11 protein-coding genes are annotated in these 13683 nt (G+C 73.1%); 6 read left to right on the top strand and 5 right to left on the bottom strand.

From position 1 onward, the window contains the following. Positions 1 to 18: 18 nt before the first annotated feature. From ACXET9_RS11860 to ACXET9_RS11880, 5 genes are all read left to right on the top strand, one after another. Positions 19 to 1590, top strand: a complete 1572-nt coding sequence (locus ACXET9_RS11860; protein ID WP_457886809.1) for an ABC transporter ATP-binding protein — start codon at positions 19 to 21, stop codon at positions 1588 to 1590. Further along, positions 1587 to 3092, top strand: a complete 1506-nt coding sequence (locus ACXET9_RS11865; RefSeq protein ID WP_457886811.1) for an ABC transporter permease — start codon at positions 1587 to 1589, stop codon at positions 3090 to 3092. Before ACXET9_RS11860 ends, ACXET9_RS11865 begins: the two co-directional genes overlap by 4 nt. Continuing rightward, entirely contained in the window at positions 3089 to 4429 is a 1341-nt protein-coding gene (locus ACXET9_RS11870) for an ABC transporter permease (RefSeq protein WP_457886812.1), read from the top strand. The genes ACXET9_RS11865 and ACXET9_RS11870 overlap by 4 nt, the downstream gene beginning before the upstream one ends. Positions 4430 to 4443: 14 nt before the next feature. Then, positions 4444 to 4881 (top strand): cytidine deaminase, encoded by a 438-nt coding sequence (locus ACXET9_RS11875; RefSeq protein ID WP_457886813.1) that lies wholly within the window; start codon positions 4444 to 4446, stop codon positions 4879 to 4881. A gap of 98 nt (positions 4882 to 4979) precedes the next feature. Beyond that, complete coding sequence (locus tag ACXET9_RS11880) at positions 4980 to 6305, top strand: thymidine phosphorylase (protein WP_457886815.1); 1326 nt, start codon at positions 4980 to 4982, stop codon at positions 6303 to 6305. 57 nt (positions 6306 to 6362) lie between these two features. Here the strand turns inward: ACXET9_RS11880 and ACXET9_RS11885 are convergent, their stop codons facing one another. The 5 genes from ACXET9_RS11885 to ACXET9_RS11905 all read right to left on the bottom strand — a co-directional run bounded on the left by ACXET9_RS11885 (position 6363) and on the right by ACXET9_RS11905 (position 12695). Beyond that, positions 6363 to 7484, bottom strand: a complete 1122-nt coding sequence (locus ACXET9_RS11885; RefSeq protein ID WP_457886817.1) for an NUDIX domain-containing protein — start codon at positions 7482 to 7484, stop codon at positions 6363 to 6365. A 66-nt stretch (positions 7485 to 7550) separates the two neighbouring features. Continuing rightward, positions 7551 to 9197: a DUF222 domain-containing protein gene (locus tag ACXET9_RS11890; RefSeq protein ID WP_457886818.1), complete on the bottom strand. Its 1647-nt coding sequence runs from the start codon at positions 9195 to 9197 to the stop codon at positions 7551 to 7553. A gap of 152 nt (positions 9198 to 9349) precedes the next feature. Then, positions 9350 to 10363 (bottom strand): alcohol dehydrogenase catalytic domain-containing protein, encoded by a 1014-nt coding sequence (locus tag ACXET9_RS11895; RefSeq protein ID WP_457886819.1) that lies wholly within the window; start codon positions 10361 to 10363, stop codon positions 9350 to 9352. 63 nt (positions 10364 to 10426) lie between these two features. Further along, positions 10427 to 11260 (bottom strand): FadR/GntR family transcriptional regulator, encoded by an 834-nt coding sequence (locus tag ACXET9_RS11900; RefSeq protein WP_457886821.1) that lies wholly within the window; start codon positions 11258 to 11260, stop codon positions 10427 to 10429. A gap of 13 nt (positions 11261 to 11273) precedes the next feature. Further along, complete coding sequence (locus ACXET9_RS11905) at positions 11274 to 12695, bottom strand: Nramp family divalent metal transporter (RefSeq protein WP_457886822.1); 1422 nt, start codon at positions 12693 to 12695, stop codon at positions 11274 to 11276. A 211-nt stretch (positions 12696 to 12906) separates the two neighbouring features. Between ACXET9_RS11905 and deoC the strand changes: the two genes are divergently transcribed. Next, on the top strand, positions 12907 to 13572 hold the full coding sequence (gene deoC, locus ACXET9_RS11910; protein ID WP_457886823.1) for a deoxyribose-phosphate aldolase: 666 nt from the start codon (positions 12907 to 12909) through the stop codon (positions 13570 to 13572). Positions 13573 to 13683: the final 111 nt, after the last annotated feature.

Genomic DNA, 13683 nt, shown 5'->3' on the forward strand with positions numbered 1-13683 from the left:
ACGTAGAGAAGAGCACGCGTGAAGCTCGAGCTCCGAGGGATCACGAAGGTGTTCGGCACCTTCGTGGCCAACGACGCGATCGACCTGGTGGTCGAGCCCGGCGAGATCCACAGCCTCCTGGGCGAGAACGGCGCCGGGAAGTCCACCCTGATGAATGTCCTGTACGGGCTGTACCGGCCCGACGGCGGAGAGATCCTGCTGGACGACCGTCCGGTCCGCTTCGGCGGCCCCGGCGACGCCATGCGCGCCGGCATCGGCATGGTCCACCAGCACTTCATGCTGGTGCCCCCGTTCACCGTCGCCGAGAACGTGATGCTCGGCCACGAGCACACCTCCTTCGGCCTCCTCGATCTCGCGACCGCCCGGCGGACGGTGCGGGAGATCTCCGAGCGCTTCGGCTTCGAGCTGGACCCCGACGCCGTCGTCGAGGACCTCCCGGTCGGCGCCCAGCAGCGCGTGGAGATCATCAAGGCGCTGTCGCGCCGCGCCGAGATCCTCGTGCTCGACGAGCCGACGGCCGTGCTGACCCCGCACGAGACCGACGAGCTCATGGCGATCATGCGCCAGCTGCGCGACGAGGGCACCTCGATCGTGTTCATCACCCACAAGCTGCGCGAGGTCAAGGCCGTCGCGGACCGCATCACGGTGATCCGCCGCGGGAAGGTCGTCGGCACGGCCGACCCGTCGGCCGACCAGACCGAGCTCGCCTCGCTGATGGTCGGGCGCGCCGTCGCCCTCGAGCTCGAGAAGGAGCCCGCCGCCCCCGGCGACGTCGCCCTGCGGATCTCCGGGCTGAGCGTCGCCGACGAGGCGGGCACCATCCTGCTCGACGACGTCGACCTCGAGGTCCGCCGCGGCGAGGTCCTCGGCATCGCCGGGGTCCAGGGCAACGGGCAGACGGAGCTCACCGAGGCCCTGCTGGGGCTCCAGCACGGTCTCAAGGGGTCCATCCTGCTCGACGGCGAGGAGCTCGTCGGCCGCAGCACCCGCCAGATCCTCGACGCGGGCGTCGGCTTCGTCCCCGAGGACCGCACCCACGACGCCCTCATCCCCGACTTCACCGTCGCCGAGAACCTCGTGCTCGACCAGCATCATCGTCGGCCCTTCGGCTCGCGCCTCTCGCTGCGCCCGGGGGCGATCCGCCAGCGGGCGCTCGAGGACGTCGCCGAGTACGACGTGCGCACCGGCTCGATCGACGACCACGTCTCGACGCTCTCCGGCGGCAACCAGCAGAAGGTCGTCATGGCGCGCGCGCTCGGCCGCGAGCTCTCGCTGCTGATCGCCTCGCAGCCCACCCGCGGCGTCGACGTCGGCTCCATCGAGTTCCTGCACCGGCGGATCATCGCCGAGCGGGACAAGGGCACCCCAGTCGTCATCGTCTCCACCGAGCTCGACGAGGTCGTGCAGCTCTCCGACCGCATCGCGGTGATGTACCGGGGCGCGATCCTCGGCATCGTCCCGGCCGACGAGGACCGCGACGTGCTGGGCCTGATGATGGCCGGGTACACGGTCGAGGCGGCGCGCGAGGCCGTCGCCGCCGGCGCCCGCACCACCGACTCCCAGCTCGCCGACGAAGGAGAGATCGCATGAGCGAGACGACCGACGGGGCGGCGCGCGCCGTCGCCCCCGGCACCGCCGTCCAGCCCGGCGACCCCGGCACCGAGGGCGTCGCGAAGCGCTCTGCCGACACCCGCTCGCTCGCCGAGCGCATCGCCCGCGGCAACGTCCTGGTCGTCGTGATGGCGTTCGTGTTCGCGTTCATCATCGGATCGATCCTGATCCTCGTCTCCGACCAGGGCGTCCGCACGGCCGCCGGCTACTTCTTCGCCCGGCCGTCGGACACCTTCTCCGCCTCCTACCACGCGATCGTCGACGCCTACACGGCGATGTTCCGCGGCGCCGTCTTCGACTACAGTGCGGCCTCGACGGTCGCCGACGGGGTCCGCGAGCGCGGAGGCAGCGGCCTCTACGTGCTCGGGCCCGCCTTCGCGCGCGGCATCAAGCCGCTGCTGGAGACCCTCACGGTCGCGACCCCGCTGATCATCGCCTCGGTCGGCATGGCGGTCTCCTTCCGCTCCGGCCTGTTCAACATCGGCGGCGCGGGCCAGCTGATCGTCGGCGCCACCGTCGCCGGCTACCTCGGCTTCACCCTCGACCTGCCCTACGGCCTGCACCTGCTCGTGTGCCTGGTCGGCGCGATCCTCGCCGGCGGCGTCTACGGCGGCATCGCCGGCTTCCTCAAGGCCCGCTTCGGCGCCAACGAGGTGATCTCCACGATCATGCTCAACTGGATCGCCACCTACGGCCTCGCGTTCGCGCTGACGACCTCCGCCTTCACCGGCGCGAACCAGGCGCAGCCGACGTCCCCGGCGGTCTCCGCCACCGCCCGCCTGCCCCTGCTGGCGGGCTCCGGCTACCGCCTGCACGCGGGCCTGATCCTCGCGCTCGCCTCCGTGGTGTTCCTGTGGTGGCTCATGAACCGTTCGACGCTGGGCTTCCGCTTCCGCGCCGTCGGCTCGAACCCGCGCGCCGCGGAGGTCGCCGGCATCGACCTCGGACGCAGCACCATCGGCGTCATGTTCGTCGCCGGCGCGCTCGTCGGCCTCGCCGGCGCCGCCCATGTGCTCGGCACCGAGCATCGCCTGACCGGCTCGATCGCCGGCTCCATCGGCTTCGACGCCATCACCGTCGCCCTCCTCGGGCGCTCCGGGCCGGTCGGCATCCTGCTCGCCGGCATCCTCTTCGCGGGGCTGTCCACGGGCGGTCGCTTCATGGAGACCTCGCAGGGCGTGCCGATCGACCTCGTCCAGGTGATCCAGGCGCTCGTGGTGCTGTTCATCGCGGCCCCGCCGCTCGTGCGCACCCTCATCGGCCTGCGACGGGTCGACACCCCCGGTGCCGTTCGCCCCCGTCGCGCCAAGGCTGCCGCCCCGACGACCGCGTCGACCGCGTCGACCCCGACGGCGACGGCCGATCCGCAGGATCCGTCCGATGACGACTCCGACGACGGGCCCGACGACGACCTCGACGGCGGCCCCCGCGCCGGCGGAGACCACGGCGCCGACGACGCCGAGAAGGGAGCGGGAGCATGAGCGCCGCGATCCAGGAGAGCCCCGTCGCCCCGGCCCCCGCGGGCGGCGCCCCGCGCACCCTCGAGCAGGCCCCCGGCTGGTGGAAGCTGCCGACCGGACTCAGCGTGCTCGCGCTGCTGGCGCTCGTCGTCTTCGGCCTGCTCGCCGAGTCCGGTCCGAGCACCACCTTCCGCATCGCCAAGGACGGGGACCTCAACCCCGGCGGGATCATGCCCGGGGACATCACGCTGGGCTCCGCAGGGACCTCGCTCGTCCTCGCCGTGCTGTGCCTGCTCATCGCCGTCGCGCTGTGGATCGTCGGCGCCTGCACGCTGCCGCTGGGGAAGCGCTGGCGCACCGCGCTGATCGCCGTCTTCGGCCTGCTGTGGATCCTCTCGTTCCTGTCCTGGGCGTTCAACGGCGCCGTCGTCGACATCGGCTCCCTGCTGCAGACGATGATGGTCCTCGCGGTCCCGCTCACCTTCGGCGCCCTCTCCGGCGTCCTCTCGGAGCGCGCCGGCGTCATCAACATCGCGATCGAGGGCCAGCTGCTGTTCGGCGCCTTCGGGGCGGTCCTCGTCGGCTCGATGGTCGGCAGCGCCTGGGCGGGGCTCGTCGCCGCGCCCGTCCTCGCCCTGCTCGTCGGGGCGCTGCTGGCGCTCTTCGCGATCACCTATCGCGTGCAGCAGATCATCGTCGGCGTCGTGCTGAACGTCTTCGTCATCGGCCTGACCAGCTTCTTCTTCGGCTCCGTGATGAAGCAGAACGCGGCGATGTTCAACCGTCCGCTGCGCCTGCCGACGATCCGCATCCCCGTCCTCGCGGATCTTCCCGTGATCGGCCAGGTGCTGTTCGAGCAGACCGTGCTGGTCTACCTCATGTGGATCATCGTGGTGGTCCTGACCGTCGCGCTCTTCCGCACCCGCTGGGGCCTGCGGGTCCGCGCCGTCGGCGAGCATCCGCGCGCGGCCGACACCGTCGGCATCGACGTCAACCGCACCCGCTGGTCCAACGTCCTGCTGGGCTCCGCGGTCGCCGGCCTCGGCGGCGCGACCCTGACGATCGGCACCGGCGTCGCCTTCGGCGAGGAGATGAGCGCCGGCAAGGGGTACATCGCCCTCGCCGCGATGATCCTCGGCCGCTACCACCCGGTCGGGGCGCTGCTGGCGGCGCTGCTGTTCGCCTTCGCCGACGCGCTCCAGCTGCGGATGGGCACGCTCCCCGCCGGCTCCGGCGCGGACGTCCCCAGCCAGTTCCTGCTGATGCTCCCGTACATCGTGACCCTGTTTGCGGTGGCCGGCGTCGTGGGCCGCGTGCGCGTCCCCGCCGCCGACGGCGTCCCCTACGTCAAGCAGTGAGCGAGGACCCCAGGTTGCTCGAGACCGCAGGCCTGTCCGGGACCGCCGACGGATTCGACGAGCTGCTCGCGATCGCCCGCGATATCGCCGAGCGCGCGTACACGCCCTACTCCCGGTACCGGGTGGGCGCGGCCGCGCTCGCCGACGACGGTCGCATCGTGCGCGGCTGCAACGTCGAGAACGCCGGGTACGGGGTCACGCTGTGCGCCGAATGCGGACTGATCAGCGACCTCATCGCCGGGGGCGGCGGACGTCTGCGCCGCTTCGTGTGCGTGGGCGGGGACGAGTCCCTCGGCCGCGAGGAGCGCGAGGTCTGCATGCCCTGCGGCCGCTGCCGCCAGCTGCTCTCCGAGCACGCCGCCGACGATCTCGTCGTCCTCACCCCCGGGGGGCCGCGCACCATGGCCGAGGTCCTCCCGCAGGCCTTCGGCCCCGCCGACCTCGGCCGCTGACACCCGCCCGTCGATTCCGCCCGTCGATCCCGCCCGTCGATCCCGTTCGCCCGTCGGCGGTCCCGTCCTCGGACCGCCCGAGCTCAGGAGGCTCCCCGATGACCGCCACGACCACCCCGGCACCCGCCCCCGCCGTCGAGCCCTTCGATGCCGTCGACGTCATCCGCACCAAGCGCGACGGCGCCCCGCTGAGCGACGACCACATCGACTGGGTCGTCGACGCGTACACCCGCGGCGTCGTCGCGGAGGAGCAGATGTCCGCGCTCGCGATGGCGATCTTCCTCAACGGCATGGAGCGCCGCGAGATCGCCCGCTGGACCGCCGCGATGATCGCCAGCGGCGAGCGGATGGACTTCGCCGCGCTCTCGAAGCCGACCACCGACAAGCACTCCACCGGCGGTGTCGGCGACAAGATCACCCTGCCGCTCGCGCCCCTGGTCGCGAGCTTCGGCGTGGCCGTGCCCCAGCTGTCGGGCCGCGGGCTCGGGCACACCGGCGGCACCCTCGACAAGCTCGAGGCGATCCCCGGCTGGCGGGCCGCCCTCAGCAACGACGAGATGATGCGCCAGCTCGAGGACGTCGGCGCGGTGATCTGCGCGGCCGGCTCCGGCCTCGCCCCGGCCGACACGAAGCTCTACGCCCTGCGCGACGTCACCGGCACCGTCGAGGCGATCCCGCTGATCGCCTCCTCGATCATGTCGAAGAAGATCGCCGAGGGCACCGCCGCGCTCACCCTCGACGTGAAGACCGGCGCCGGTGCGTTCATGACCGACGAGGCCGACGCCCGGGAGCTCGCCCGCACCATGGTCGATCTCGGCACCGACGCCGGTGTCCGCACGGTCGCCCTGCTGACGGACATGTCCGCGCCGCTGGGGCGCACCGTGGGCAATGCGCTCGAGGTCCGCGAGAGCGTCGAGGTGCTCGCCGGCGGAGGCCCCGCCGACGTCGTCGAGCTGACGATCGCCCTCGCGCGCGAGATGCTCGCCGCGGCCGGACGCCCCGACGCCGATGTGGAGGCCGCGCTCGCCGACGGCCGTGCCATGGACGCCTGGAACCGGATGATCGCGGCGCAGGGCGGCGACCCCGCGGCGCCGCTCCCGGTCGCGACGCACAGCGAGCAGCTGGTGGCGACCGAGGACGGCGTCGTCACCGGTCTCGACGCGATGAAGGTCGGCGTCGCCGGCTGGCGGCTCGGGGCGGGGCGCTCCCGTCCCGGCGAGGCCGTGCAGGCCGGGGCCGGCGTCGAGCTGCACCGCGTCGTCGGGGAGACGGTGCGTGCGGGAGACGTCCTCGCGACCCTCCACACCGACACCCCGGAGCGCTTCCCCCGCTCCCTCGCCGCCATCGAGGGCGCCTGGACCCTCGACGCCGACGTCTCCGCGCCCGCCGCTCCCCGCCGGATCGTGCTGGACCGCATCGCCTGAGTGCGCGCCGCGCGGCGCACGATGCGTGCCGCGCGGCGCCGTGCTGCGGGCCCGGCCTCAGAGCTCGCGCAGCGCCGGCATGATGTGCTCGACCATGAGCGGGGCCAGGCGCCGCCCGCCGCCCGGGGCGGCGAGCGGGATCCAGCAGTGGTCGGCGAGCTCGGCCTGCACCGCGAGGGGGTCGGGCAGCGCTCGCCGGGTGCGGAACACCGTCGAGCGGACGATAATGCCGGGCTCGTTCGCGGCGACCGCTTCGAAGTCGCCGACGGGGGAGAGGTCCGCCGGCTCCAGACGCACACCGATCTCCTCCTCGACCTCGCGGATCGCCGCCTCGAGCGGGCTCTCCCCGGGCTCCAGCTTCCCGCCGACCTGCATATAGGAGCCGGTGCCGCGCTTGCGGACCGCGAGCAGCTCGGTCCCGTCGGCCCCCTCGCGCAGGAAGCACACGGCCGTGATCCGCAGGACCTGGACGGCGGCGCCGACGGAACGGATCCGGGCGTCGGCGATCGCATGCGAGGACAGGGCCTGGAGCTCGCGCACGCCGGAGCGCAGCCCGGTGGTGCGCATCCCCGCCCGGCACCAGCGCGCGGCGTCGGCCCGCTGATCCCCGGCGAGCCCGAGCCCCCGACGCACGAGCGTCAGCGGAGGCTTGCGCCCTTCGCGCAGATCCCGGGCGAGGCGCAGGGAGAAGACCAGCGGCACAGGGCGCTCGAGGACGATCGCGTCGGCGAGGAGCCCGGCCGCGCGCAGGGGCGCGATGAGCTCCGCGGCGAAGATCCCCTCGGCGATGATCAGCGGCGCCTCCCCGGCCTCGAGCACCGTCGTGCCCGTCCGACGCGAGAGCGGGATGGAGTAGACGGGGATCTCGGCGACCCCCTCATGGGCGATCGCGGTGAGAGCCTCGAGGGCCGCCCCGATGTTCCATGATCCCGGATCGTCCCAGTCGACGATCCCGAAGCGGCGCGGGAGGCCGGGGTCGTCCTGGTCGCGGTAGAACTCGTCGAGCGCGACCGTCGGCAGCCCGGAGCGTCGGCAGAGCTCGCCCTTCCCGCTCCCGGAGGGTCCCGCCAGCAGCACGATGCGTCGCGGCGGAGCCGTGGGGGCGGGGGCTGCGGCGGTCGCGGGGGCTGCGGGGGCTGCGGAGTGCCGGGGCGAGGGGGAGGACGGAGCGCGGTTCACGGACGTCGAGTCTAGAGCGGGCCGAGGGCGCGGGAGCGGGAAGAGCGCCCGCGCGTGCGCAGGGACTCATGCGGCCTGCGGCTGATCCTCGACTCGTTCCGCGCTCGGCCCTGCGCTCGGCCCTGCGCTCGGCCCTGTGCTCGGCTCCGCGAGCCGAACCGTCTGCAGGAGTGCATCCGCGCAGTCGGCGAGGCGGAACCCGGGCCCGGGCAGCGGGAGCCTCGGAACTGAGCCGAGGCTGTGATCCGGGATATCGATGCTTTCATCGATCGTCAGCTGCTCCGGCATGGAGCCGGCTCGTCGGGCGACCGTCTCCGGTGTCGCGGGGGTGAGGCGTACGGCCTCGAGCATCGCGGGCCAGCGCACCCGCACGCTCTGCCCCTCCTCGTCGACGACGTCGAACCGGGGCAGCAGCGGCCGGGCCGCCGAACCGGCTCCCGGACGGTCGATCCGGCGCAGGTGTAGCCCGCCCTCGTGGACGATGACGTGGTGGCGCCGGCACAGCAGCGCGAGACCCTCGATGTCCGTCGGGCCGCCCTGCGACCACGGCACCGTATGGTGCGCGTCCAGGCGGCGGGTCTGATGGCAGCCGGGGAAGACGCAGGCGCGGTCCCGCAGGCGCAGGGCCCGGCGCTGGGCGCGGGAGGCGAGCCGACGAGCGCGCCCCAGGTGCAGGACCTCGCCGTCGTCGGAACGGATGACCAGCGCAACTCTGCCTGTGCAGGCCAGACGCTCGGCGGTCCGGGGTTCGATGCTCCCGCCGCCGACGACGCCTGCGAGGGGCAGGGACGTCGCCGACAGGGAGGACGTTCCCGCGGGAACGTCGGACGGAGGCGTTCCCGCGGGAACGTCCCGGCGCTCGAGCGCGCCGCGGTCGACCTGGACGAGGACCAGTTGGCGGTCCTCGCCGGTGCGGTCGTCGGGCTCCGCCGCGAGATAGCCGCGGGCGACGTCGGCGAGCGCATCGGCCCGGCGCTGCGCGGGGGAGAGCTCGAGGGTGAGGAGGGCGTCCTGCTCGTCGGTGCTCTCGGCCGACGGCACCGGGGCCTGACCGGAGTCGGCCTCGGTGCCCTCGCGCGCGAGAGCGAGCTCGAGCGCGGCGATCACCTCCGCGCCGACCTCCGTCGGCAGGAGCGCGCGGACCTCGACCATGCCGTCCTCCCGGACCGACCAGGAGGCGCGGCGAGCAGTGTCCTGATCCTCGTGGGTGCCGTCGGCCGCACGAACGGCGGAGACGGTGCGCGCGAGCTGCGCGGCAGTCATCTCCTGCGCCATCTCCACCAGGACGTCCTCATCGACCTCGTCGGCGAGGCGGGTCATCTCCCGCACCTTCGAGTAGGACAGGCGCCCGGCGGCGAACTCCTCGAGAGTGCGTGGCATGCCCGGCAGGACGCGCGCGACGCGGACATGCTCGCGCGCGGTCCCCGGGGACATCGAACAGGTCCATGCCAGCCAGTGGGCGGTCGATTTCATGCCGACGAAGCGCTCGGAGGCGCGACGCTCGTCGAACTCGGCGACCGCCAGGAGCAGGGCGCAGGTCGCCTCGGCGATCTGCGATGCCTGGGCGCGGATGCGCTCGCCGAGATGCTCGGCCTCCTCCTGATCCGCCGGCTCCGCGGCCGGGCTGGCGGCCGGTCCGGCGCCCGATGCGTCGGCCTTCTCCGCCTGGGGACGGTCGCCGGTCCGTCCCCTGCCCGCTCGCTGCTGCGTCATCCCGTCCCCGCTCCCGCCGTGCTGCCGCTCCATGCCCAGTCGATCAGGCGGGAAGGGGAGACGGAAGGCCGGACGCCCGGCTGGGGACGGAGGCGGGATGGGGAGGAGTGCTTCCGCGACGGCGCGGATGAAGCCCGCGGTGTCGTGCTCGGTCAGCCGATCTGCAGCACGACCTTCGAGCTGCTGCGGTCGGTCGCGGCCGTCTCGAAGGCGGCCTCGGCCTCGGCGAGCGGCAGGACGTGGCTGATCACGGCGTCGGCGGTGTCAGTGCGGGCCAGCAGCTCGACGGCGTCGCGGATCTCGGAGACGAAGCGGTAGGTGCCGCGGTAGTCGATCTCCTTCGAGACCAGCGGTCCGAGGACCACGGAGACCGGCGCCACGGGCAGGTTGCCGACCTGCACCACGGTCGCGGCGCGGGCGACGGCGGCCAGGATCGCTGTGAGGGAGGCGGGCGCGCCGGAGGCCTCGAAGGCGACGAGGACGTCGTCGCCGATGCCCTCGGTGGAGCCGACCGCTGCGTCGGCGCCGACGGCGAGGGCTCGTTCGCGCGCGGGCTCGGCGAGGTCGATCGCGGTGATGCGCGCCGCCCCCGCGTCCTTCGCGGCGAGGATCACCAGCAGGCCGACGGGGCCGCAGCCGCTGACCAGGATGTGCTTGCCGCGCACGTCGCCGGCTCGTCGGACCGCGTGCATCGCCACGCCGAGGGGCTCGGCGAGCACGGCGCGACGGGTCGGGAGGCCCTCCGGCAGCGGGACGATCTGGGATGCGCCGACGACGATCTCCTCGGCGAAGCCGCCGTCGGTGTGCGGGGTGCGGGCGGCGGATCCGAGGTAGGTCAGATCGGGATGGAGGTTGTCGCGGCCGACGAGCCGCTCGGGCAGGGGGCCGTGGGTCGCGGCGGGATGCACGGTGACCCGCTGGCCGACGCGCAGGTCCGCCGCGGCGTCCGCGCCGACCGCGCTGATCGTCCCGGAGACCTCGTGCCCCAGCACGAACGGCGCGGACATGACGGCGGTGCCGGAGACGCCGCTGCGCCAGTAGGCGAGGTCGGAGCCGCAGACGCCGCCGAACTCGACACGGACGCGGACCTCCCCCGGGCCCGGCTCGGGGACCGCCCGATCGGTGATGCGGAGGTCGTGGACGGCATGGATCTCGAGGGCGCGCATGGATGGGGTCCTTTCAGGCGGAGTCAGGCGGGGTCAGGCAGGGTCAGGCGGAGTCAGTCGGGGTCAGGCGGAACGGGTCGGGCGAGTCGCATGCATCGCGTCGACGGCGTGCATGTGCTCCTCCATGGCATGGGCCGCGGTCTCGGCATCGCCGGCGAGGATGGCGTCGACGATCCGGACGTGATCCTCGTGCTCGGCGCCGACGAGTCCGTGCTCGTCGCGGGCCGCGCGGATCACCTGCATGGCGCGGAAGAGCGGCAGCTGGACGGCATCGAGGACGCCCAGCAGGGCACGGTTCCCGCTGAGCTGCGCGATCCGCTGGTGGAGCTCGAGGTCGAGCTGCGGGTATGCCGCGGAGTCGCCGAGCACCTCGCCCATGCGTGCGATGAGCGCGCGCAGCGCGGCGATCTCACCGGACTCACCGGACTCACCGGACTCGTCCGCCCCGTCGGATCCGACGGACGCTGCGGACCCGACGGCCCGGGCGGCCAGCGCCGCCGCCTGGGCCTCGAGGGGCGCGCGCAGGTCCATGAGCGCCCGGAAGGAGTCCGAGGTCGAGTCCCGCAGGGCACGGGAGAGGAAGAGGCGCACGACGGACGGGTCGAGGGCCCGGACCGTCGCGCTGCGGCCGTTGGAGATCTCGATGATCCCGAGCGCGTGCAGGGCGCTGAGCGCCTCGCGGATCACGGCCTTGGAGACGGCGAAGCGCTCGGCGAGGGCGGCGGTCGAGGGCAGGGGGTCCCCCGCGGTGAGGCCGTCATCGTCGATCAGGTCCAGGACGGCCTGCCGGACGCGGTCCGTGAGGGTCTCGCGCGGGAGGGCGGTGGCGCCGGCCGCGCCCGGCGGCGGGCCGGGCGCGGTCAGGAAACGATGGGCGGGATCATCGGGGCCGGTCACCCCGCCCATGCTGTCAGAAGGCATTGGCGAGCCCGTAGACGCCGACGAAGATGATCGCGATGGCCGAGATCCAGAGCAGCACGGTGGTGGGGCGGCCGTCGCGGATCCGCGGGTCGACCTGCGTGTGCGAGAGGTAGAGGGTCGCGATCGCCGCGCCGATGAGATACACGGCGTTGAGGATGCCGGCGATGATCACGAGCAGCAGCGGCGAGGACACCGCGGTGCCCAGCAGGCCCCAGCAGATCGGCAGGACGATCATGATCACGCGCTGCCAGCGGTCGCGCACGGCCTGGTCGCGCCAGTCGTAGGCGCCGAAGATCGCGAGGGTGTGCCCGACCTGCCGGCCGAGGCTGGGGACGTTGGCGAGGATCGTCTTGAACAGCGCCAGGCCTGCGCCGGCGAGGAACACCATGCCGCCCCAGGAGCCGACGGCGGAGTCGAAGATCGAGGAGATCGTCGTCATGACCGCGGTGCCCTCGGGGACGATGCCCTGCGGGTGCAGCACGGCGGCGCCGAGCATGTAGAACGCGGCGGTCGAGCAGGTGTAGATGATCCAGGAGACCCAGGCGTCGACCTTCATCACGGAGATCCAGCCGCGGGCACGGGCGACCCAGGACTCGCTGCCGTCGTTGACGCCGGTCCAGGCGGCGTAGCCCTTCTCGACGACCCAGTAGGTGTAGGCGGTGGTCTCGCCGGCGCCGACGCCGGTCATCCCGAACATGGCGAGGGCGACGCCCGCGGAGCCGAGGGCGATGCGGAAGCGCATCCCGTCCATCACATCGCCGATGCCCCAGGCGAACTCGGTGCTGTTGACGAGGAAGAGCATCGCGATCGCGAAGAGCGTCACGAGCAGGACCAGCACGGTCGAGATGTTCTCGACGATCGCGTAGCGGTTGGCGATGTGGATGCCGATCGCCACGACGACGAGGATCGCGGCCCAGGTGCCGATGGAGAGCATCGAGTAGGGGTCGTCGCCGATCGGCAGCAGGGAGCTGAAGGCGAAGGCGGAGGCGCTGATGACACCGGCCTGGCCGATGAAGAACTGCAGGAACATCAGCAGCACGAGCCAGGAGATCCAGCCGCGCCTGCCGATGCGCGGCGGGACGTCGTCGTAGCCGTCGAGGGCGACGCGGCCGGTGGAGATCGACCAGCGGGCGAGCTCCACCTGGACCCACACCTTGAGGAAGGTGGAGACCAGCACGAGCCACAGCAGCATGAAGCCGACCTTGGCGCCGAGGGTGGTCGCGGTCAGCAGCTCGCCGGAGCCGACGACGGCCGCGGAGGTGATCATGCCGGGGCCGAGGAAGCGGAGCTTGCCGCGGAGGTCGCGGGGAGGCTCGGCGGTCTGGGAGCCGTCGACCAGGTAGGGGTCGAGGCGGGAGGAGATGCGGTGCGCGGGGTGAGCGGCGCTCGCTGCGCTGGAGGGGGACGTCATCGTCGTCGATGCTCCTGGGACGGGGGAGGGGGAGATGCCCTGAGCGCGGCCGGGAGGACGCGCGGCGGCGGGCGTGGAGCACAACCTATCAGATAGGTGGAGAGGTTGGAGTCCGCGTGAGGAGCGACGAGGGGCCGAGGGGCACGGGACCCACCAGGGCAACGCACCGGTTCCCCTGGCCGACCCCCGCCTGACGTGGGAGAATCCCGGCATGACGAACCTCGACAGCGCTCAGCTCGCCCAGCTGATCGACCACACCCTCCTCAAGCCCGAGGCGACCCGCGCCGATGTCGACGCGATCGCCCGCGAGGCCGAGGAGCTCGGCACCTGGTCGATCTGCGTCTCGCCCTCGATGCTCCCGGTGGAGACCTCGGTGAAGGTCGCGACCGTCTGCGGCTTCCCCTCCGGCCAGCATGCGAGCTCGATCAAGGCCGCCGAGGCCGCCGACTCCGCCTCCAAGGGGGCTGACGAGATCGACATGGTCATCAACGTCGGTCTCGCCCGCGAGGGCCGCTACGACGCCGTCGAGTCCGACATCCGCGCCGTCCGGTCGGCCGCGCCCGCCCCCGTGCTGCTCAAGGTGATCATCGAGTCCGCCGCGCTCGACGACGAGCAGATCGTCGCTGTGTGCCAGGCCGCAGAGCGAGCCGGAGCCGACTTCGTGAAGACCTCCACGGGCTTCCACCCCGCCGGCGGCGCCAGCGAGCACGCCGTCGCGCTCATGCGCCGGACCGTCGGGGACCGTCTCGGCGTCAAGGCCTCCGGCGGCATCCGCACGCGAGAGGCCGCCGAGGCCATGATCGCCGCGGGCGCCTCGCGCCTCGGTCTGTCGAGCTCCCGCGCGATCCTCGAGGGCGGCACCGGCGCCGGCTACTGAGCCGAGCTGTGGGCACGGTCCGGTCTCGGAGACGAGCCCGGGTCCCCGCGGGCGGGGAGCATCCGCTAGCGTTGTCGGATGTACGACGGGGCCCGGGGGGTCGGGCCCCGG

This window comes from Brachybacterium netajii (SeqCode), assembly GCF_054114245.1.